Here is a 20,714-nt window from a genome sequence, read left to right as displayed (position 1 = left end):
GGCCGCCGCTTCGGGCGCGCCCTGCCGACCGGGATCAGTTCGGCACGGCCGGCTCGACGCGGCGCGGCGCATAGGTTTCCCAGCCGCTGCACCCGGGGCATTGCCAGTAAAAGAGCCGTGCCCGGAAACCGCAATTCTGGCACGTATACCGTGGCAGATTTTTGGTGCGCTGCTTGATCAGCGCACGCATCATTTCAAGCTCCTTGCGACGCGTGTCGTCGGCCGCCGCGATCTGCGCGTCGAGCAAGTGCAGCATGCCGGACAGATTCGGCGATTTCTCCATCTGCGTGCGCGCCAGCAGATGCGCGTCGTCCTGGCCTCGCAGCGCGGCGATGTGCTGGTACGCGACGTCGAGCAGGTCGTTCGACGGGTAATGGTCGACGTAGCCCATCAGCAGCGCGGCGCCTTCGGCCGCGCGATCGAGCGCGACGTACGACTTCATCAGTTTGTCGGCGACGAGCGGCAGATAGGCGGCATTCTGCCCTTCCACGCGCTTCCAGTGCTCGATCGCCGCCGCGTGATCGCCCCCCGCCGCAGCCGCGTCGCCGGACAGGATCGTCGCGCGGACGTTCTGCGGATTCGCGACCAGCGCGAGGCGCAACTGGTCCGCAGCCGCATCCGCCTGCTTGCGCTGCAGCGCGTCCTGCGCCAGCTCGCAGTGGAACTGCGCGATTTCGGTGTCGAGCGAGCCCGCCCCCATCGACTCGATGCGCTTCGCGGTATCGATCGACTTGTTCCAGTCCTTTTCGATCTCGTAGATCGCCAGCAGCGAGCGCTGCGCGCCGAGCGCATAATCGCCGTCGGCCAGCATGTGGAACGTTTCTTCTGCGCGGTCGAGCAGCCCCGCCTTCAGGAAATCCTGCCCGAGCTCGTAGAGTGCGTGATCGCGCTCGTTGACCGGCAGGTCGGTACGGCTCAGCAGGTTCTGATGCACGCGAATCGCGCGATCCGTCTCGCCGCGGCGGCGGAACAGGTTGCCGAGCGCGAAATGCAGCTCGACCGTTTCCGGATCGAGCTTGGCAACTTCGATGAACGCGTTGATCGCCTTGTCAGGCTGTTCGTTCAGCAGAAAATTCAGGCCTCGGAAATACGAGCGCGGCAGCGTCGCGCTTTCCGACAGCATCTTCTTCAGGTCATAGCGTGACGCCGCCCAGCCCAGCGCGAATGCGACCGGAATCGCGAGCAACCACCAAAAATCCAGATCCATGCGAATTATCGAAGCGGAAACGAAGAACCGCGCGGCGCGCGCGGTCCGTGAGTCATCAAATGACAGGCGGCATCGGCGGTTGGTCGATGACGGCAGGGGTTTCGCGCGCCGCGCGCAGGTCGCGCTTCAGGCGCCCGTTTTCGAGCCGCATGCGGACGAATGACGGCAGCGCGGAAAGCAGGCCGGCGATCAGGCCGACCGCGAAGAAGGCGAGACCGATCAGGATCAGCGGCGCTTGCCACGCGTAGCCCGCGAGGAAATTCAGCGTCGCGCTTTGCGTGTTGGCCAGGGCAAGCACCAGCAGCAGCACGAACACCAATACCCGGATCAGCCAGACGATCACCTTCATAAAGCCCTCTCGTTGATTGAGATTTCCCTGCGGCGCGAGCGGCACCACGTTGCCACGCCGAATCGACCCGTATTGTAAAGGATGCGTTTCCGCGTCAGCGCATCCGATGCGATCGCATCCGCCACGCACGGCGGCCGGAAATGAAAAAGCGCCCGCGAGGGGCGCTTTTCTTTAGCCGTGCTGGACGGATTCCGAGCGTGCCGAACGACGCTTACTGATCGCCATCCGGATCTTCAGCCTTCAACGGCTCGCCGGCCCGGCCGTCGACGCGTTCACGCAATTCCTTGCCGGGCTTGAAGTGCGGCACGTACTTCTCTGGCACCTGCACTTTCTCCCCCGACTTCGGGTTGCGCCCGACGCGCGCCGGGCGACGGTTGAGGCCGAAGCTGCCGAAACCCCGAATTTCGATGCGATGCCCTTTGGACAGTGCATCGGACATCGCATCGAGCATCGTTTTCACCGCGAAATCCGCATCCTTGAGGACAAGTTGCGGAAATCGCGATGCCAGCTGTGCGACCAACTCGGATTTGGTCATACTTCAGCAGACCTCGTAAGGCTTACTGGTTCTGGCCGTCGAGCTTCGCCTTCAGCAGCGCGCCGAGGTTGGTCGTGCCGGTTGCAGCAGAGCTGGTGTCGGCTTGCAGGCCGCGGATCGCTTCCTGTTGCTCGGCCGAATCCTTCGCCTTGATCGACAGGTTGATGCCGCGCGACTTGCGATCGATGTTGATCACCATCGCGTTGACCTTGTCGCCTTCCTTCAGCACGTTGCGTGCGTCTTCGACGCGATCCTGCGAGATTTCCGATGCGCGCAGGTAGCCTTCGATGTCGCCCGTCAGCGTGATGACCGCACCCTTCGCGTCGACCGACTTCACGATGCCGTCGACGATCGAGCCCTTGTCGTTCATCGCGACGTAGTTGCTGAACGGATCGCCTTCGAGCTGCTTGATGCCGAGCGAGATGCGTTCCTTCTCGACGTCGATGCCGAGCACGATTGCCTCGACTTCGTCGCCCTTCTTGTACTTGCGAACTGCTTCTTCGCCCGTTTCGCTCCACGACAGGTCCGACAGGTGGACCAGGCCGTCGATGCCGCCCGGCAGACCGATGAACACGCCGAAGTCGGTGATCGACTTGATCGCGCCCGTCAGCTTGTCGCCCTTCTTGAAGTTGCGGCTGAAGTCATCCCACGGATTCGGCTTGCACTGCTTCATGCCGAGGCTGATACGACGACGGTCTTCGTCGATCTCGAGGACCATGACTTCGACTTCGTCGCCGAGCTGGACAACCTTCGACGGAGCGACGTTCTTGTTCGTCCAGTCCATTTCCGACACGTGGACGAGGCCTTCGATGCCCGATTCCACTTCGACGAATGCGCCGTAGTCGGTGATGTTCGTGACCTTGCCGAACAGGCGCGTGCCCGACGGGTAGCGGCGCGAGATGCCTTCCCACGGATCGTCGCCCAGTTGCTTGATGCCCAGCGAGACGCGGTTCTTTTCCTGGTCGAACTTGAGGATCTTCGCGGTGACTTCCTGGCCGACCGACAGGACTTCGCTCGGGTGACGCACGCGGCGCCATGCGATGTCGGTGATGTGCAGCAGGCCGTCGATGCCGCCGAGGTCCACGAACGCGCCGTAGTCGGTGATGTTCTTGACCACGCCGTTGACGATCGCGCCTTCCTTGAGCGTCTCGAGCAGCTTCGCGCGCTCTTCGCCCTGGGTCGCCTCGATCACTGCGCGGCGCGACAGCACGACGTTGTTACGCTTGCGGTCGAGCTTGATGACGCGGAATTCGAGCGTCTTGCCTTCGTACGGGGTCGTGTCCTTGACCGGACGCGTGTCGACCAGCGAACCCGGCAGGAACGCGCGGATGCCGTTGACCATCACGGTCATGCCGCCCTTCACCTTGCCGGTGATCGTGCCGGTGACGAGTTCGTTGTTGTCGAGTGCCTTTTCCAGCGACAGCCACGATGCAAGGCGCTTCGCCTTGTCGCGCGACAGGATCGTGTCGCCGTAGCCGTTTTCCAGCGCGTCGATCGCGACGGAAACGAAATCGCCCGCCTGAACCTCAACCTCGCCCTGATCGTTCAGGAATTCCTCGAGGGGAATGTAAGCCTCGGACTTCAGGCCGGCGTTGACGACCACGAAATTGTGGTCGACACGCACGACTTCGGCGGAGATCACTTCGCCGGCGCGCATGTCTTGGCGGGTCAGCGACTCTTCGAACAGAGCCGCAAAGGATTCGGTATTCGGGTTGGAGGTTTGCAGGTCGGACATATGAATCGGAATATGCGTGGTTCCGCAGTGCCGCGCCGGCCGGAATGGTCGGCTAAAAGGGCCAGAGCGAAGGCCACACGGGGTAAAAGGGTTGATACACACCCCGCGCTTGCGGCACGGGGCACCAACTGCTGCCTGCCTTCTCAGGCGGGCTGGCCGGGCGCCCGGTACCAGCCGAGCACCTGTTCGACCGATTGTTCGATCGACAGGGCCGAGGTGTCGAGCAGCCTGGCATCTGCCGCGGGCTTGAGCGGCGCGGCCGCGCGATTGCTGTCGCGCGCGTCGCGTTCACGAAGATCCCGAAGCAAGTCTTCCATATTAGCAGAAAAACCTTTTTGCATCAATTGCTTATGTCGTCTGGCCGCGCGCGCCTCGACGCTGGCCGTCAGGAACACCTTCAGCACCGCGTCCGGGAAGATCACCGTGCCCATGTCGCGGCCGTCGGCCACGAGGCCGGGGGTCTTGCGGAACGCGCGCTGGCGGGCGACCAGTGCGGCCCGCACCGGCGCATGCACCGCGATCGCCGACGCGCGGTTGCCGACCGCCTCGGCGCGGATCTCGTCCGACACGTCGACCCCGTCGAGCTGCGCGCAGCCCTCGCGGAACGTAATGTGGAGATCGCCGACGAGGCTCGCCAGCGCGTCGGCCGCGTCGGCCGCGATCTCGTAGCGCATGCTCGCCAGCGCGGCGAGGCGATACAGCGCGCCGCTGTCGAGCAGGTGAAAGCCCAGGTGGGCGGCGACCAGCGCTGCGACGGTGCCTTTGCCGGATGCCGTCGGGCCGTCGATCGTGATGACCGGGGTCGGGTGAAAGGGTCGAGTCGATTTCATTGGGGAATGCGGGGTCAGGCTTTCGCGACTGCGGTGAAGCGGTCGAAATAGTCGGGGAACGTCTTGCCGACGCACTTCGGATCGTTGATGCGCACCGGCACGCCGCCCAGGCTCACGAGCGAGAAGCACATCGCCATCCGGTGATCGTCGTAGGTGTCGATCACGGCGTTCGGCGTCAGGCGCGCCGGCGGCTTGACGGCGAGGTAGTCCGGCCCTTCCGTGACGGTCGCGCCGAGCTTGCGCAGCTCGGTCGCCATCGCCGCGATGCGGTCGGTTTCCTTCACGCGCCAGCTGCCGATGTTGCGCAACGTGCTGGTGCCGTCGGCGAACAGCGCCGCGATCGCGATCGTCATCGCCGCGTCGGGGATCAGGTTGAAATCCATGTCGATCGGATCGAGCTTGCCGTGGTCGTGGCCGATGCCTCGCACCTCGATCCAGTCGTCCCCCATCGTCACGTTCGCGCCCATCTTCATCAGCGCGTTCGCGAAACCGACGTCGCCCTGGATGCTGTCGCGCCCGACGCCCTCGACACGCAGCGGACCGCCGCCCAGCGCGCCGGCTGCCAGGAAATACGACGCCGACGACGCGTCGCCCTCGACCATGATCCGGCCCGGCGAGCGGTAGCGGGCGCCCGCCGGCAGCACGAATTGGTGCCAGCCGTTGCGCTCGACGGTCACGCCGAAGCGCTCCATCAGCTTGATCGTGATGTCGATGTACGGCTTCGAGATCAGCTCGCCATCGACGGTGATGACGATCTGGCCGCTTTCCGTCTTCACGAGCGGCAGCGTCATCAGCAGTGCCGTCAGGAACTGGCTCGACACGTCGCCGCGCACCTTGATCGGCTCTTCGACGGAGATCGTCGCCGGCCGGATCCGCAGCGGCGGAAAGCCTTCGTTGTGCTCGTAGTCGATCTGCGCGCCGATCTGGCGCAGCCCGTCGACGAGGTCGCCGATCGGCCGCTCGTGCATGCGCGGCACGCCGTGCACGCGATAGTCGCCGCCGTTGACCGCGAGCACCGCGGTCAGCGACCGCACCGCCGTCCCGGCGTTGCCGAGGAACAGGTCGGCCTTCCGCGCGGTAAACGCGCCGCGCGTGCCGGTCACCACGCAGGTGTCGCCGTCGCGCGAGAGTTTCACGCCGAGCTTGTCGAGCCCGTCGAGCATCACGCGCGTGTCGTCGGAATCGAGCAGGTTGGTGATCGTCGTGTCGCCTTCGGACAGCGCCGCCAGCAACAGCACGCGATTCGAGATGCTCTTCGAGCCGGGCAGACGTACGGTGCCCGACGCGCTGGCGTACGGGCCGAGATCGAGATAGTCCATGGATGCTTCCTGATATTTCCTGACGGTTTGGGCGGCCGGCGCCCCGGCGGCCGGCGTTCCGGCGGCCGATGCTCCGGCGATCGACGTTTCGGTGGCCGGCATCCCGGTGGCCGGCACTCCGGCGGCCAGAACTCCGGTGGCCGATGCTCCCGGGGCGGCTGCGTCCGAAGCGGGCTTGCCGCCGCGTTCGCGCCACGCCGAGCGCGCCTCGCGCGAACGCGCGAAGACGGCCTCGAGCGCCGCGCCGTCGCCCGCGTCGATCGCGGCGCGCAGCCGCGCGAGCACGCGCGTGTAGCCATCCAGCTCGTCGAGCAGCGCGGCGCGGTTCGCGATGCAGACATCGCGCCACATTTCCGGACTCGACGCCGCGATGCGCGTGAAGTCGCGAAAGCCGCCCGCCGCGTACGAGAATTTCAGTTCCGCGTCCGGCTCGCCGAGGATCTGCTCGACGAGCGCGAACGACAGCACGTGCGGCAAATGGCTGACCGACGCAAACACGCGGTCGTGCTGCGCCGCGCTCATCGTGCGCACGTCGGCGCCCGTCGCGCGCCACATCGCCTCGACCCGCGCGACAGACGCGTCACGGTTCTCGGGCAGCGGGCACAGCACGACGTTGCGGCCGACGTACAGATCCGGCAGCGCCGCTTCGACGCCGCTCGACTCGCGCCCGGCAATCGGGTGTCCCGGCACGAATTGCGCGAGCCGCGCACCGAGCGCGTCGCGCGCGGCGGCGACGGCGTCCGACTTGGTGCTGCCGGCGTCCGTGACGATCGTCGCGGCGTCGAGCCACGGCGCGATCCGCTCGAGCAACGGGCCCGTCTGCGCGACGGGGGCGGCGAGCAGCACGAGATCGGCGCCCGCGAGCGCATCGCGCAACTGGGCGTCGTCGTCGAGCGACGCCGCGCGATCGATCACGCCGAGCGCCTGTGCGCGCGCGACCGACGCCGCCGAACGGCCGACGCCGACGACCTCGCCCGCCCCGCCCGGCGAGCGTTCGCGCAGCGCGCGGGCCAGCGAGCCGCCGATCAGGCCGACGCCGAAGATGACCAGTTTGTTGAATGCAAAGCCTGACACGACAAGAGCCAAGTTACGCGGGCCGGCGCCATGCCGCGCCACGCTGAAAATCCCAATCCCGGGTGCCTGACCGGCGGCCGGCCGCACGACGCGCGCCGGACACCTCCCGCACCCTCCCTCGACAGCGCCGACCGGGCTGCCTGCGCTTCCCGGTGCGACGCGCGCACCGGCCTCCCGCTGGCCCGGCAGCCGGGCCCAACCGGCGTCGCACGACGCCGGCCCCCTCGCGCCGCGTCAGCGCGCGCGTGGATACGAGCCGAGAATCTTCAGGAACGCGGCCTTCTGGCCCAGCTCCGCGAGCGCGGCCGCAACCGACGCATCGTCCCGATGCCCTTCGATATCGATGTAGAAGTAATACTCCCACGTCCCGACCCGCGCCGGGCGCGACTCGAAGCGCGTCATCGACACGCCGTGCCGAGCGAGCGGTTCGAGCAGCTTGAACACCGCGCCCGGCTCGTTCTTCACCGAGACGATCAGCGAGGTCTGATCGTAGCCGCTCGGCCCCGCCGGCTGCTTGCCGACGATCACGAAACGGGTACGGTTGTGCGGATCGTCCTGGATCTGCGCATACACGACCTGCAGGCCGTAATGCGCTGCCGCGCGGTCGCCGGCGATCGCGGCCACGCCGGGATCCGCCGCCGCGAGGCGTGCCGCCTCGGCGTTGCTCGCCACGGCCTGACGCTCGATCTGCGGCGCGTTCGCCGTGAGCCACTGCTGGCACTGGGCAAGCGCCTGCGCATGCGCGCAGATACGCTTCACGCCATCGAGCGTGCCGCTTTGCGTCAGCAGGTTATGGTGGATCGGCAGCGCCAGCTCGCCGCTGATGAACAGCCGGGTCTGCAGCAGCAGATCCAGCGTGCGGGACACGGCGCCCTCGGTCGAGTTCTCGACCGGCGCGACGCCGAACAGCGCGGCACCCGCCTCGACCGAACGGAACACCTCGTCGATCGACGGGCAAGGCAGCCCCTCGATCGACTGGCCGAAATACTCGAACATCGCCTGTTCGGTGTACGTGCCTGCCGGCCCGAGGAACGCGACGTGGATCGTCTGTTCGAGTGCGCGGCTCGCGGCCATGATCTCGCGCCAGATCGCACTGATGTGCTCCCCCGCGAGCGGTCCGGCGCTCATCTCCTGCAGGCGGTTGATCACCTGCAGCTCGCGCTCGGGCCGGAACACCGGCGCGTTGAAATGCTTCTTGACCTCGCCGACTTCCAGCGCGACCGCGGCGCGCTGGTTCAGGAGCGCGATCAGCTGCGCGTCGATGGCGTCGATGCGATCGCGCAGCGGTTTCAAGCGGGAATTGAGTTCGTCGTCCATGCGTAATTGCCGTGCTGATGACCGGCACCACCGCCGTCAGGCGTGGTGCTGCTCGAAATCCTTCATGTACTCGACGAGCGCCTTCACGCCCTCGAGCGGCACCGCGTTGTAGATCGACGCCCGCATGCCGCCGACGGACTTGTGGCCCTTCAGCTGCAGCAGCCCGCGCGCCTTTGCGCCGGCGAGGAAGTCTTCGTTGCGCGATTCGTCGGCCAGAAAAAAGGGCACGTTCATCCGCGAACGCGCCGCCGGGTCGACCTTGTTCAGATAGAAGCCGCTCGCGTCGATCGTGTCGTAGAGCAGCTTTGCCTTTTCGATGTTGCGCGCCTCGATCGCGGTCAGGCCGCCCTGGCGCTTGAGCCACTGGAACACGAGCCCGGCGATGTAGATCGCATAGGTCGGCGGCGTGTTGTAGAGCGAGTTGTTCGCGGCGATGGTCTTCCACTCGAACGCCGACGGGCAGATCGACAGCGCGCGGTCGAGCAGGTCCTCGCGAACGATCACGAGCGTCACGCCGGCCATGCCGATGTTCTTCTGCGCGCCGCCGAACAGCACGCCGTACTTTGCGACGTCGAGCGGGCGCGACAGGATGTGCGACGACACGTCCGCGACGAGCGGGACGTCGCCCAGATCGGGAATCTCGAAGGTCTCGACGCCGTCGATCGTCTCGTTGGTGCACAGGTGCACGTAGGCCGGATCGTCCGACAGCGTCCACTCGGCGCGCGGCGGCACCCGCGTGAAGCCGTCCGCGGTCTTGCCGCTCGCGGCGAGGTTCGGCGTGCAGTATTTCTTCGCCTCGCTGAACGACTTCTGCGACCACGAGCCGGTCACGACGAAATCGGCCGTCTGGCGCGCGCCGAGCAGATTCATCGGCACGATCGCGTTCTCGGCGATGCCCCCGCCCTGCAGGAACAGAATCCGGTGGCTCGCGGGCACGTCGAGCAGCTCGCGCAGGTCGGCAAGCGCCTGCTCGTGGATCGACATGAACTCCTTGCCGCGATGGCTCATTTCCATCACGCTCATGCCGCTGCCGTGCCAGTCGAGCATTTCGTCGGCGGCTTGCTGCAGCACTTCTTCCGGCATCGCCGCGGGACCGGCGGAGAAATTAAAGACGCGCATCGTGAAAACCTCGGGAGGGACGCGGCCGGCTCGCCGCCGGCAAATACCGCGCCAGAAAAGACATGGCCGCTTGCGCTTGCGCGCAAACGGCCATTATCGCACTGTCGTCAGGCTCCCGCCAAACCCGGCCGGCGGCCGGGGGCGGACAGGACGACCGGCTTACTTGCCCGGCTTGACTGCCGAGACTTCCTTGTCGGCCTGGGCACGCGTCGCCTGGATCGCTTGCGGCATGTACTTCTGCATCAGGCCGTTGACCACGTCGCGGCCGACCTGATCCTGCACCTGGATGAACTTGCGGCCCGTCGGGCTCTTGTAGAACGTCGTCAGATCCTTGATTTCCGACGTGCTGTAGTACTTCGCGTATGCGTCGTACTGCGCCGACATCGCGTCATTGCTGAACGCCGGCGTGCCGAACACCTTGCCTGCGTTCTCGACCAGCTTCGGCACCGCGTTCTTCTGCAGCGTCGGGACCGATGCCTGCTTTTGCTTGTCGCTCAGCGTCTTGTTTTCCGAAAGCGCGTCCGACAGGATCGCCGGAACCAGTTGCTTCGCCTGCATTTCGGCGCTGTTGCCGATTGCCGCGACGAGCTTCGGCGCGTCGATCGCGTCGAGCAGATCCTTGATCGCCGCCTTCTTGTCAGCGTCGATCGGCGCAGCTGCCGCCGGTGCCGGCGCGGAGTTCGACAGCGCTTGCGCCATCGCGAAAGTCGGCACCATTGCAGCCAGCAGGACCAGTCGCTTGAATTGTTTTTGCATCATCACTCCCTCGTGGAAATATGAACGGGTTTCTCGCCGCCAGCGTCGCGCCGCGCTCAGTCGCCTTCGCGCGCCGCGCACGTGGCGGCTCAAGAGTCACAATCTGATCAGGCGCCGTCTTCCGGCGCCTCGTCGGCCTCGCCGTCGCCTTCCGCATCCGCTTCCGCGATCTGCTGCAGGCCGGAAAGCTTGGTGCCCTCATCGAGACTGATGAGTGTAACACCTTGCGTAGCGCGCCCCATTTCACGGACCTCGGAAACTCGCGTGCGGATCAGCACGCCCGCCGTCGTAATCAACATGATCTGGTCTTCCGTGTCGACGAGCGTTGCGGCAACCACCTTGCCGTTGCGCTCCGACGTCTGGATCGCGATCATGCCCTTCGTGCCGCGGCCATGGCGCGTGTACTCGATGATCGGGGTGCGCTTGCCGAAGCCGTTCTCGGTCGCGGTGAGCACCGACTGCTCCTCGCTGCCCGCGACCAGCATCGCGATGACCTGCTGGCCGTCCTCGAGCTGCATGCCGCGCACGCCGCGCGCCTCGCGGCCCATCGGCCGCACGTCGTTCTCGTCGAAGCGCACCGCCTTGCCGGCATCGGAGAACAGCATCACGTCGTGCGCGCCGTCGGTGATCGACGCGCCGATCAGGTAATCGCCGTCGTCGAGGCCGACCGCGATGATGCCCTTCTTCATCGGGCGGCTGAACGCTTCGAGCGGCGTCTTCTTGACGGTACCGAGCGACGTCGCCATGAACACGTACTTGTCGGCCGAGAATTCCTTGACCGGCAGCACGACGTTGATCTTCTCGCCTTCCTGCAGCGGGAACATGTTGACGATCGGCCGGCCGCGCGAGTTGCGCGAGCCCTGCGGCACCTCGTAGACCTTGACCCAGTAGACGCGGCCGCGGTTCGAGAAGCACAGCATGTAATCGTGCGTGTTCGCGATGAACAGCGTCTCGATCCAGTCGTCTTCCTTCATCTGCGTCGCCTGCTTGCCGCGGCCGCCGCGCTTTTGCGCGCGGTATTCGGACAGCGGCTGCGACTTCACGTAGCCCGCATGCGACATCGTGACCACCATGTCCTGCGGCGTGATCAGGTCTTCGGTGTTCAGCTCGGTCGCGTTCAGCTCGATCTTCGAGCGGCGTGCGTCGCCGAACTCGGCCTTCACGGCCGTCAGTTCCTCGCGGATGATCGCGGTGACCCGTTCCGGGCGCGCAAGAATGTCGAGCAGATCGGCGATCTGCGCCATCACGTCGCGGTATTCACCGATGATCTTGTCCTGCTCGAGGCCCGTCAGGCGCTGCAGGCGCATCTGCAGGATTTCCTGCGCCTGCGTGTCGGACAGCCTGTAGAGCCCGTCGCCCTGCATGCCGAACGCGGGGCTCAGACCTTCCGGACGGTACGCGTCGCGCCCGCCGGCCGCCGCGTTCTCGCTCTCGGCGCGGGTGAGCATCTCGCGCACGAGCGACGAATCCCACGCCTTCGCCATCAGTTCCTGCTTCGCGATCGGCGGCGTCGGCGCAGCCTTGATGATCGCGATGAATTCGTCGATGTTCGCCAGTGCGACCGCGAGACCTTCGAGCACGTGGCCGCGCTCGCGCGCCTTGCGCAGCTCGTAGATCGTCCGGCGCGTCAGCACTTCGCGGCGGTGCGCGAGGAAGCACTGCAGGATTTCCTTCAGGTTCAGCAGCTTCGGCTGGCCGTCGACGAGCGCGACCATGTTCATGCCGAACGTGTCCTGCAGCTGGGTCGCCTTGTACAGGTTGTTCAGCACCACTTCCGGCACTTCGCCGCGCTTCAGCTCGATCACGACGCGCATGCCGCTCTTGTCGGACTCGTCGCGGATGTCGGAGATGCCCTCGAGCTTCTTCTCGTTGACGAGCTCGGCAATGCGCTCGAGCAGCGAGCGCTTGTTGACCTGGTACGGCAGCTCGTCGACGATGATCGCGGTGCGCTGGCCGCGGTCGATTTCCTCGAAGTGCGTGGCCGCGCGCATCACGACCCGCCCGCGGCCGGTGCGATAGCCGTCGCGCACGCCGGCGACGCCATAGATGATGCCGGCCGTCGGGAAGTCCGGCGCGGGGACGATCTCGATCAGCTCGTCGATCGTCGCGTCCGGATTGTTCAGCAGATGCTGGCACGCATCGACGACTTCGTTCAGGTTGTGCGGCGGGATGTTGGTCGCCATGCCGACCGCGATGCCCGACGAGCCGTTGATCAGCAGGTTCGGGATGCGCGACGGCAGGATCAGCGGCTGGGTCTCGCTGCCGTCGTAGTTGGGCCCGAAGTCGACGGTTTCCTTGTCGATGTCGGCGAGCAGCTCGTGGCCGATCTTCGCCATGCGAATTTCGGTGTAGCGCATCGCGGCCGCATTGTCGCCGTCGATCGAGCCGAAGTTGCCCTGCCCGTCGACCAGCATGTAACGCAGCGAGAAGTCCTGCGCCATCCGCACGATCGTGTCGTAGACCGCGGTGTCGCCGTGCGGATGGTACTTACCGATCACGTCGCCGACGATACGCGCCGATTTCTTGTACGCGCGGTTCCAGTCGTTGTTCAGTTCGTGCATCGCGAACAGCACGCGCCGGTGCACGGGTTTCAGGCCATCGCGGACATCCGGGAGGGCACGTCCGACGATCACGCTCATCGCGTAATCGAGATACGAACGGCGCATTTCCTCCTCGAGGGAGGTGGGCAGGGTCTCTTTGGCGAATTGATCCATGTATCCGTATCGTTTCGGAGCGAAGACGGGAAAGCCTTTCGCGTGGGCGCTGCATTCGCAACGCAACACGCGATTCTAACATGGGCCGTATACCCGCCCGTTCGCCACCCCCTCTATATATATATGGCAAAAATCGGCGCGACCCCACGTGGCCCGGCATGCGCGGATTCGTCAGACGTACCCGCGCATGCCGGCGACGTTTGCACGGAATGCAAGATCGCGCACCCGCACACTTGACAATCTCAAAAAGTTGAGGCAGGCCGGTGTTGCGCATGCACCACAATCGGGTCGGCGATCTTGGGGTGGGGAGGATTTTTTTTCGTAGGAAGGGAACGATATGGCAAAATGCCAACGCACTGATGGTTAGACGCTGCTCGAAGTCTACACAGAGCGGCGCCGCGTTTTTTTGTGCCGCACCAATGTTATACTTCGAGCAATGTATGACTTGTCATCGTCAACAGGCTCGCAGTAAACCTGCGGTAATCTCAATTTCGAGAGGAGAAATATGAATAAACTTTCAAAGCTCGCGTTCATTGCAGCTACCGCAGTAATGGCTGCATCCGCTTCGGCACAGTCGGTGCCGGCGTCGCGACAAGCCGTGAACGACAACTGGGTGAATGGTACCGGCGAATACGTGTGGATGAACGGCACGAACGAGCTTTGCTGGCGCGATGCGTTCTGGACGCCGGCGACGGCAAACGCAAAGTGCGACGGCGCACTGGTCGCCCAGGCACCGGCACCGGCACCGGTTGCACCGGCAGTTGCACCGGCCATCTCGAGCCAGAAGATCACGTATCAAGCCGATGCGCTGTTCGACTTTGACAAGGCAACGCTCAAGCCGCTGGGCAAGCAGAAGCTGGACGATCTGGCAGCGAAGATCGAAGGCATGAACACCGAAGTCGTCGTGGCAACGGGCTACACCGACCGCGTCGGTTCGGACAAGTACAACGACCGTCTGTCGCTTCGCCGTGCGCAAGCTGTCAAGGCTTACCTGGTCAGCAAGGGCATCCCGGCGAACAAGGTGTACACGGAAGGCAAGGGCAAGCGCAACCCGGTCACGACTGGCTGCAACCAGAAGAACCGCAAGCAACTCATTTCGTGCCTCGCACCGGATCGCCGCGTGGAAGTCGAAGTGGTTGGCACGCAGCAACAAAAGGCTCAGTAATACCGTCGCGTATTGCTGCAGCACCGAAAGCCCCGCCCTCGCGGGGCTTTTTTTTGTCCTGGCCCCAACGGGCGACACCGCGCGTCTGGCAGCCCACCTCGCGCGCTTATATACTTTCCACCTTGGCGGAACACCCGCCCCATTCTCTTTCGCAGCCTGCCGTCATGACGAACGCCGATCCTCACGAGCTACAGAAATTCAGCGACCTCGCGCACCGCTGGTGGGACCCGAACGCCGAATTCAAGCCGCTGCATGACCTCAACCCGGTCCGGCTCGGCTGGATCGACGCGCATGCGCACCTCGCCGGCAAGCGGGTGCTCGACATAGGCTGCGGCGGCGGCATCCTGTCCGAATCGATGGCGAGCCTCGGCGCGCAAGTGAAGGGCATCGACCTGTCCACCGAAGCGCTTGGCGTGGCGGACCTGCACAGCCTCGAAAGCGGCGTGACGGTCGATTACGAGCTGATCGCGGCCGAAGACCTCGCCGCGCGCGAGCCCGGTACGTACGACGTCGTCACCTGCATGGAAATGCTCGAGCACGTGCCGTCGCCGGCCGCCATCGTCGCCGCGTGCGCGACGCTCGTCAAGCCGGGCGGCTGGGTATTCTTCTCGACGCTGAACCGCAACCTGAAGGCGTACCTGTTCGCCGTGATCGGCGCCGAGTACATCGCGCAGATGCTGCCGAAGGGCACGCACGACTACGCGCGTTTCATCCGCCCGTCGGAACTCGCGAGCTTCGTGCGCGCAACCGACCTGAACGTCGCCGAAATCAAGGGCATTACATATCACCCGATCGGCAAGCGCTTCGCGCTGTCGAACGACACCGACATCAATTATCTGGTCGCGTGCCGCCGCGGCGCATGACGACGATTCATCCGGTATGACGACATCGCTCCCCTCCGCGCCCGGCGAACCGCGCCTGCCTGACTGCGACGCCGTGCTGTTCGACCTCGACGGCACCCTCGCCGACACCGCGCCGGATCTCGCCGCCGCCGTCAACAAGATGCAGCGTGCGCGCGGCCTGCGCGAAACGCCGCTCGACGTGCTGCGCCCGCTCGCGTCGGCCGGCGCGCGGGGCCTGCTCGGCGGCGCGTTCGGCATTGCGCCGCACGCGCCCGGCTATGACGCGATGCGCGACGAGTTCCTCGCGAACTACGCGACCGATCTGTGCGTTCATACGACCCTCTTTCCAGGCATCTGCGCGCTGCTCGACGAACTCGACACGCGCGGCGTACGCTGGGGCATCGTCACGAACAAGGCGATGCAGCTCACCGCGCCGCTCGTCGACCTGCTCGGCCTCGGCGCGCGCGCGGCATGCGTGGTCGGGGGCGACACGACGCCCCATCCGAAACCGCATCCGGCCCCGCTGCTGCACGCGGCCGGGCAACTGACGCTCGCGCCGTCGCGCATCGTCTACGTCGGCGACGACCTGCGCGACATCCAGGCGGGCAGCGCCGCGGGCATGGCGACGGTCGCGGCCGCGTACGGCTACTGCGGAGACGGCGTCGCGCCGGCGGACTGGCAGGCCCAGCATCTCGTCGTGACGACGGACGAATTGCGCGAGCTGTTGCGCGATGTTGGGCTATAATAGTTGATCTGATCCGTGGGGGCGACCTGGTTTCGACAGGGGTTGCGAAGCGGCTAGGGCATGTCGAGGACCCGTCACCTCGTTAATCAATGGGAAAAACGTAACTGCAAACGACGAAACGTTCGCACTGGCAGCCTAAGGGCCGCCGTCCTCTGCCTAGTTCACTGACGGGCTAGTGTCGCAAGACCGGTAGCAATACCGCCAGAGGTCATATACGTCAGTTAAGCCTTGGCGGCGTCGCGACGCCAAGGTCGAAAATCTAGCGAATCGCCGTAGCGCAGCGTGTTCGTCCGCGTCGCTGCGGTTAAATCAAACGACAGAACTAAACATGTAGAACTGGTCGTGGACCTCTTCTGGACGCGGGTTCGATTCCCGCCGCCTCCACCACTCCCTCCCTCAAGTCCTTGAGGGAAAAGAAGTATTCGTCATTTTCGCGTCCGGTTTTGGGCAAGTGTCCCGATTCGGTGTCCCAAACCGAACCGCGAATGGCATACAAACTCCCTGCACATCTGCACCGCAACCGGCACGGAATACTTTACTTCCGCCTGACGATTCCACGAGAATATCGGCCATACATCGGCGTCAGCGAGCTTTATCGCAGCCTGGGCACCGCCAGCGTCCGGGAAGCCGTTCCGCTCGCTCAGAGCCTCCACAACGCCCTTAGATGCGCTTTCAGCGCCATCGATACTCGCCCGATGTCCGAACACGAAAAAACGCCGCCGGTTCTGCCCGTCATCGACCCCGCCGCACTACAGGCCACGCTCAAGCACGCAAAGGAGCGCCATCGGTTGCTCGATCGGATTGAGAGGCAAGACGAAGCCGAAACCAAACTTCGCCGTGAGATCGAGCAGCAGCAGAGACAACACAAGCGCGAGCTGGCCATTGCCATACGAGCCGCAGCAGCAACCGCTCCGGCAGCAGCCGCACCCCAACACCCTCTGCGTGAATCAGGGATGCCTTCTTGAATTGGTCAGCCCCGCACTTTGGACAGCATTTCCCCGTTGCCTTTTTGCTCATTTTTCTAGTTACCGGCTGTCATGAAGGAGCGTGAGGACTCTATGCCCCACTCATTTTTGAGCACTCGATTGGAACAATGTCAAATCACGTGCGATTGCAATTATAAAGGGGAACGATCATAAACATGCTGAGCCATATCACGCAACGCCAACCTGTTTCCATCAAAGCTGTCTACAGACACCCGGACGCGGGTTCGATTCCGACGCGGGGAACCAAATCGGTATCGGCGTCCGCCGCCCATGCTAGACTGCCCCGTCCAAGTGTCCCAACCGGGGCATCAATCCGGACACAGCCCGATCCGGCAATGCCGAAGAATCAATGACCTACTAAATTGTTGGTGGAGCCGGTGAGCCTCCCGCCGCCTCCACCACAATTCCAAAAACCAACCGTTATCGGTTGGTTTTTTTTCGCCCATTTCCCGCTATGCCGGGCAGACGACGCTGATGGTCGTCGAATTTCAGAAGTGCCACCGGAAGCAGGCAGCACGGTACCGCTCGGATGGCGTATCTCCGGCGTCCGAGCAACAAGACGCGGACGGGCGTTGCAGAAACGCCCGTCCCCTCGGGAGCGCTACCGACGCCGTAACATCAAGCCGCCTGGTGTATCGACTCGCCCTGCTCGCCGCCCAGCGCCTCGACGAGGTCGGCCAGCATTCGGCCCAAATCGCCCGTCATCAGCGTCACATCCGACTCAAAGCGCTCGTCATCATTTTGCGCAGCAGGATCCGCCGCTTCCTTGATGACGTCGAGCGGCTTGACGCGCTTGACGATCAGCGATGGTGTCAGCACGAAGGAAACCCGGTCGCTCCAGGTCATCGCCAGCCGCATGCATTGTTTGCCTGCCTCGATGTGACGCCGCATATCATCCGCGTCCAATGCGTGCCCAACATATCGCACCGTGGCGTTGCCCTCCCCGCTCGAACGCAACTCCGTATCCTGATCGAGCGTGAAGCCGGCTGGCGCTTCGCCTGAAATCAGCCAGCCAGTCATCGCGGCAACGGGTGATTCCACCACGCGCACGCTGGCAAGCGGCAAGTGATCGATCGATTTGATGAGCAGCGAACGCACGTCGTCGGCAACTGCCTGCGCAGCCGCATCGATCACAAGCCAGCCGTTCACGGTATCGATCCACACGCGAGTATCGCGCCGAATGCTGAACGCGCGCGGCAACAGTTCATCGGTCACCTGTTCCTTCAGTTCGCGCAGCTGTTTGCGGCCCGGCTTGAAGCCTTGCTGCTCCTCGACTTCCTGCGCGCGTGCCTTCGTCACTTGATTGACGACCGAGGCAGGCAGAAGCTTCTTTTCAGATCGAAACACAAGCAGCATCTGCCGGTGGGTCGAATAAACGAGCGCGCCGTCGTCACGTGGCGATGCCCATCCGTGGCGCTGCATTTCGACGCTGCTGCCCGGCTGAAACGCATGCGGCGCCAACCATTGCTCCATCTGCTCGGCGGTAACGGGCCAGGGGGCCGGAAGACGATGAATCTGAAGATTTTTGAACCACATGGAAGTCTGAACGGGCAAAGCGAACCATTCTATCTGACGGCGCTGTCAACGCGCCGCCCGTTCTTCGTACCGCATGACCGATGGACAACGAGATGACGGAATGTCCGTCATGGGGGCCGTCGGGATGACATCGCCGGCAGGTAAAATAACGCCGTTATGTTCCGGAAGCAGCAACCATGTCGAAATTGTCGTCCAACGACCGCCGAATGATGACCTCCCTGTCCGACGAGGAGCAGGATGAGCTCGATCAGTTTCTGCTGTCGGATGCCACATCGGACGAAACGATGACGCTCGACATGCTGGACGGGTATCTGACCGCGATCGCAATCGGGCCAACGACCTTGCTCCCCAGCGACTGGTTGCCTGGTGTGTGGGGACCCGAAGAGGAGGACACGCCTCATTTCGAGACGATGGATCAGGCCCAATACGTCTTCGATCTCATTTTGCGGCACTACAACGGGATCATCTGGAGTCTGCAGGACGATGCCGATGCATTCGAACCGGTATGGGATACCGTCACCTACCCCGACGACCCGCACGAATACATCGAAGGTGAGCCGTGGGCGCTGGGCTTCATGCAAGGCGTATCACTGTGCCGGCAGGACTGGCAGCCACTCTTCGATGATCTCCAGGGTCAAGCATGGCTGCGCCCGCTCCATCTGCTCGGCGCCGACGACGTTACGCCCGAGGAAGAGGATCTCACCCGCTGGCCCGCTCAGCGCGAGGCATTGACAAGGCAAATCCCGTCAAGCATCGCCGCCATCCATCGCTTCTGGCTCCCCTTCCGGGAAGCCGCCCACGAGCGGCAGCTTGCCACGACCATCCAGCGGGCTGCACCGAAAGTCGGTCGCAACGATCCTTGCCCCTGTGGCAGCGGCAAGAAGTTCAAGAAGTGCTGCGGGTTAGCGGCGACGTTGCATTGAGCGTCGGATGCGACACGCGGTCGGGCAGGCTCACGTCAGTCATCCTGCGCCGTGACGTCGCCCGTCTGCGCGATCTTCGTCAGGACACGCTTCTGGTACGCGACCACGACACCGGGCACGCGTTGTCCCGGCAATTCTTCTCGCGGAAATTCCCTTGCTTGCGAACACGCTCGTTGAACGCGGTTTTGTCCACGGCGGCCTCCTTCGCCTGCTGATAGATGGCGGCAAGATCGCGATCGGAGGCGGCGAGATCGGGATCGTGGCCAATCAGGTTTTCGCGCCGCTGCACTTCGTGTGACGAACGTCCCGAGATCGCGCCTTCCGTCGCGAAACTTGATTTGGGTCAATGCGGTTCAAAGAGTGCACATACCGCAGATTCGTTTTCCCTGTCCGGCACATCTCCCTAGAATGGCCGGGAAAACAGAACGACAGAACACGGAGACAACGATGATCGAATCTCACCCGGCCTAGCGCCAACGCCAGCGCGTTCTTGTACGCCGCGATTCACGCGAACCCCAGCCCCTGACGCAACAATCACGAGTGTCGACAGACGGGATCGGTTTGTCTGAATTTTTTGATAAGGAATACTGATGAATATCAAAGTTAAGTGCCTTTCCCACACGCCTTTGCGTGGCCTGAACGATGCGGGCGGCGACGTGGAGCAGGAGGTCGATGCCATTCTCGCCAGCGCCCGCGCCGAGGTCGAGGCATTCGATCCCGAGTTGATCGTCGTTTTCGCGCCGGATCATTACAACGGCCTGTTCTATGACCTGATGCCGCCGTTCGTGATCGCGACCGCGGCGGAGTCGGTGGCCGATTACCTGACGCTGCCGGGCCCGTTGTCGGTCGATCGGGACCTGGCGATGGACATGGCGCGCTTCATTCTCGACAGCGATCTGGATATCGCCATTTCGCACCGCCTGCAGGTCGACCACGGCTGCACCCAGGCGCTCGAAGAAATGACCGGCAGTCTGACGCGCTACCCCGTCATTCCGATCATCATCAATTCGGTGGCGCCGCCGTTCGGCCCGTATCGACGCATTCGCAAGCTGGGCCAGGCCGTGGGCCGGTTCCTGGCAGGACTGAACAAGCGCGTGCTGATCCTCGGCACGGGTGGCCTCTCGCATGAACCGCCGGTGCCGCTGCTGGACGGCGCGCCGGAAGCGATAGCCAACTTCCTGATCGCCGGACGCAATCCGACGCCGGAAGCGCGCGCCGTCCGGCAGGCCAACACGCTTGCCGCCGGCAAGATCTACGGCACGGCCGGCAGCCGCTTGACGCCCCTCAACGCCGAATGGGATCTGGCGTTCATCGATTTGCTGGTCAACGCCCGTCTGGACGAAATCGACGATTTCGACATCGACGACATTTCCCGGCAGGCCGGCCGCTCGACGCACGAGATCCGCACCTGGGTGGCCGCCTTCGAGGCGCTTGCGGCCACCGGCGCCTACCGCGCGCGCCATGACTACTACCGCCCGATCAACGCATGGATCGCCGGCTACGGCGTGCTCAGCGCCGAGCCGGCCTGACGCTGCCCGACACATTGCAGTGCCCATCCATCA

At 64.3% G+C, this 20,714-nt stretch carries 17 protein-coding genes, 1 other RNA gene and 1 pseudogene; 7 read left to right on the top strand and 12 right to left on the bottom strand.

The window, feature by feature from the left end; translation table 11 throughout:
- Nucleotides 1-34 precede the first annotated feature (34 nt).
- The 10 genes from lapB to gyrA form a co-directional block, all read right to left on the bottom strand.
- Complete coding sequence (lapB, locus tag LIG30_RS22695; RefSeq protein WP_038715692.1) at nt 35-1,207, bottom strand: lipopolysaccharide assembly protein LapB; 1,173 nt, start codon at nt 1,205-1,207, stop codon at nt 35-37.
- 55 nt (nt 1,208-1,262) lie between these two features.
- Nucleotides 1,263-1,556, bottom strand: coding sequence for a LapA family protein (locus LIG30_RS22690; protein ID WP_038715691.1), 294 nt, complete (start codon nt 1,554-1,556; stop codon nt 1,263-1,265).
- Nucleotides 1,557-1,767: 211 nt separating this feature from the next.
- On the bottom strand, nt 1,768-2,091 hold the full coding sequence (locus tag LIG30_RS22685; protein WP_038715688.1) for an integration host factor subunit beta: 324 nt from the start codon (nt 2,089-2,091) through the stop codon (nt 1,768-1,770).
- Nucleotides 2,092-2,113: 22 nt separating this feature from the next.
- Nucleotides 2,114-3,826, bottom strand: a complete 1,713-nt coding sequence (rpsA, locus tag LIG30_RS22680; protein ID WP_038715686.1) for a 30S ribosomal protein S1 — start codon at nt 3,824-3,826, stop codon at nt 2,114-2,116.
- Nucleotides 3,827-3,969: 143 nt separating this feature from the next.
- The gene (gene cmk / locus LIG30_RS22675; protein ID WP_038715685.1) at nt 3,970-4,656 is read right to left on the bottom strand and encodes a (d)CMP kinase; all 687 of its coding nucleotides are present in this window, start codon (nt 4,654-4,656) and stop codon (nt 3,970-3,972) included.
- Between the two features lie 14 nt (nt 4,657-4,670).
- Nucleotides 4,671-7,049, bottom strand: coding sequence for a 3-phosphoshikimate 1-carboxyvinyltransferase (gene aroA, locus LIG30_RS27375; protein WP_235510369.1), 2,379 nt, complete (start codon nt 7,047-7,049; stop codon nt 4,671-4,673).
- 234 nt (nt 7,050-7,283) lie between these two features.
- Nucleotides 7,284-8,366, bottom strand: a complete 1,083-nt coding sequence (gene pheA / locus LIG30_RS22665) for a prephenate dehydratase (protein ID WP_038715683.1) — start codon at nt 8,364-8,366, stop codon at nt 7,284-7,286.
- 36 nt (nt 8,367-8,402) lie between these two features.
- Nucleotides 8,403-9,485 (bottom strand): 3-phosphoserine/phosphohydroxythreonine transaminase, encoded by a 1,083-nt coding sequence (serC, locus tag LIG30_RS22660; RefSeq protein WP_038715682.1) that lies wholly within the window; start codon nt 9,483-9,485, stop codon nt 8,403-8,405.
- 159 nt (nt 9,486-9,644) lie between these two features.
- Nucleotides 9,645-10,241, bottom strand: a complete 597-nt coding sequence (locus LIG30_RS22655) for a DUF2059 domain-containing protein (RefSeq protein ID WP_038715718.1) — start codon at nt 10,239-10,241, stop codon at nt 9,645-9,647.
- Between the two features lie 107 nt (nt 10,242-10,348).
- Nucleotides 10,349-12,955: a DNA gyrase subunit A gene (gene gyrA, locus LIG30_RS22650; RefSeq protein ID WP_038715681.1), complete on the bottom strand. Its 2,607-nt coding sequence runs from the start codon at nt 12,953-12,955 to the stop codon at nt 10,349-10,351.
- Nucleotides 12,956-13,460: 505 nt separating this feature from the next.
- Between gyrA and ompA the strand changes: the two genes are divergently transcribed.
- From ompA to LIG30_RS26660, 5 genes are all read left to right on the top strand, one after another.
- Complete coding sequence (gene ompA / locus LIG30_RS22645; RefSeq protein WP_038715679.1) at nt 13,461-14,120, top strand: outer membrane protein OmpA; 660 nt, start codon at nt 13,461-13,463, stop codon at nt 14,118-14,120.
- A gap of 164 nt (nt 14,121-14,284) precedes the next feature.
- Nucleotides 14,285-14,983 carry a bifunctional 2-polyprenyl-6-hydroxyphenol methylase/3-demethylubiquinol 3-O-methyltransferase UbiG gene (gene ubiG, locus LIG30_RS22640; RefSeq protein WP_038715678.1) on the top strand — a complete coding sequence of 233 codons (699 nt, stop codon included), beginning with the start codon at nt 14,285-14,287 and terminating at the stop codon, nt 14,981-14,983.
- A gap of 16 nt (nt 14,984-14,999) precedes the next feature.
- A complete protein-coding gene (locus LIG30_RS22635; RefSeq protein WP_038715676.1) occupies nt 15,000-15,707 on the top strand; it encodes an HAD-IA family hydrolase in 708 nt (235 codons plus the stop codon).
- Between the two features lie 17 nt (nt 15,708-15,724).
- Nucleotides 15,725-16,094, top strand: a transfer-messenger RNA (tmRNA) gene (ssrA, locus tag LIG30_RS25690).
- Nucleotides 16,095-16,192: 98 nt separating this feature from the next.
- A complete protein-coding gene (locus LIG30_RS26660) occupies nt 16,193-16,672 on the top strand; it encodes a DUF6538 domain-containing protein (protein ID WP_152986197.1) in 480 nt (159 codons plus the stop codon).
- Between the two features lie 639 nt (nt 16,673-17,311).
- Here LIG30_RS26660 and LIG30_RS22625 read toward each other — a convergent pair.
- Nucleotides 17,312-18,229 carry a recombination-associated protein RdgC gene (locus tag LIG30_RS22625; RefSeq protein WP_038715673.1) on the bottom strand — a complete coding sequence of 306 codons (918 nt, stop codon included), beginning with the start codon at nt 18,227-18,229 and terminating at the stop codon, nt 17,312-17,314.
- Between the two features lie 206 nt (nt 18,230-18,435).
- Here LIG30_RS22625 and LIG30_RS22620 point away from each other — a divergent pair, with 206 nt between their 5' ends.
- A complete protein-coding gene (locus LIG30_RS22620) occupies nt 18,436-19,152 on the top strand; it encodes a UPF0149 family protein (protein ID WP_200929729.1) in 717 nt (238 codons plus the stop codon).
- A gap of 35 nt (nt 19,153-19,187) precedes the next feature.
- Here LIG30_RS22620 and LIG30_RS25685 read toward each other — a convergent pair.
- Nucleotides 19,188-19,429 (bottom strand): annotated as a pseudogene (locus tag LIG30_RS25685) (lysozyme inhibitor LprI family protein); the annotation flags it as partial.
- Between the two features lie 313 nt (nt 19,430-19,742).
- On the opposite strand from LIG30_RS25685, the gene LIG30_RS22615 reads away from it, so the two are divergent.
- The gene (locus LIG30_RS22615; protein WP_038715671.1) at nt 19,743-20,681 is read left to right on the top strand and encodes a 3-carboxyethylcatechol 2,3-dioxygenase; all 939 of its coding nucleotides are present in this window, start codon (nt 19,743-19,745) and stop codon (nt 20,679-20,681) included.
- The last annotated feature ends 33 nt before the right edge of the window (nt 20,682-20,714 follow it).

The organism is Burkholderia sp. lig30, assembly GCF_000687455.2.
Taxonomy (GTDB): Bacteria; Pseudomonadota; Gammaproteobacteria; order Burkholderiales; family Burkholderiaceae; genus Burkholderia.
Note: the sequence above shows the minus strand (reverse complement) of the source record. Positions and strands in the feature narration are given on the sequence as shown.

Bases quoted from the DNA above. Each gene is read 5' to 3' on its own strand.
- lapB (WP_038715692.1), bottom strand. From the start codon at position 1,207: ATGGATCTGGATTTTTGGTGGTTGCTCGCGATTCCGGTCGCATTCGCG.
- LIG30_RS22690 (WP_038715691.1), bottom strand. From the start codon at position 1,556: ATGAAGGTGATCGTCTGGCTGATCCGGGTATTGGTGTTCGTGCTGCTG.
- LIG30_RS22685 (WP_038715688.1), bottom strand. From the start codon at position 2,091: ATGACCAAATCCGAGTTGGTCGCACAGCTGGCATCGCGATTTCCGCAA.
- rpsA (WP_038715686.1), bottom strand. From the start codon at position 3,826: ATGTCCGACCTGCAAACCTCCAACCCGAATACCGAATCCTTTGCGGCT.
- cmk (WP_038715685.1), bottom strand. From the start codon at position 4,656: ATGAAATCGACTCGACCCTTTCACCCGACCCCGGTCATCACGATCGAC.
- pheA (WP_038715683.1), bottom strand. From the start codon at position 8,366: ATGGACGACGAACTCAATTCCCGCTTGAAACCGCTGCGCGATCGCATC.
- serC (WP_038715682.1), bottom strand. From the start codon at position 9,485: ATGCGCGTCTTTAATTTCTCCGCCGGTCCCGCGGCGATGCCGGAAGAA.
- LIG30_RS22655 (WP_038715718.1), bottom strand. From the start codon at position 10,241: ATGCAAAAACAATTCAAGCGACTGGTCCTGCTGGCTGCAATGGTGCCG.
- gyrA (WP_038715681.1), bottom strand. From the start codon at position 12,955: ATGGATCAATTCGCCAAAGAGACCCTGCCCACCTCCCTCGAGGAGGAA.
- ompA (WP_038715679.1), top strand. From the start codon at position 13,461: ATGAATAAACTTTCAAAGCTCGCGTTCATTGCAGCTACCGCAGTAATG.
- ubiG (WP_038715678.1), top strand. From the start codon at position 14,285: ATGACGAACGCCGATCCTCACGAGCTACAGAAATTCAGCGACCTCGCG.
- LIG30_RS22635 (WP_038715676.1), top strand. From the start codon at position 15,000: ATGACGACATCGCTCCCCTCCGCGCCCGGCGAACCGCGCCTGCCTGAC.
- LIG30_RS26660 (WP_152986197.1), top strand. From the start codon at position 16,193: ATGGCATACAAACTCCCTGCACATCTGCACCGCAACCGGCACGGAATA.
- LIG30_RS22625 (WP_038715673.1), bottom strand. From the start codon at position 18,229: ATGTGGTTCAAAAATCTTCAGATTCATCGTCTTCCGGCCCCCTGGCCC.
- LIG30_RS22620 (WP_200929729.1), top strand. From the start codon at position 18,436: ATGATGACCTCCCTGTCCGACGAGGAGCAGGATGAGCTCGATCAGTTT.
- LIG30_RS22615 (WP_038715671.1), top strand. From the start codon at position 19,743: ATGAATATCAAAGTTAAGTGCCTTTCCCACACGCCTTTGCGTGGCCTG.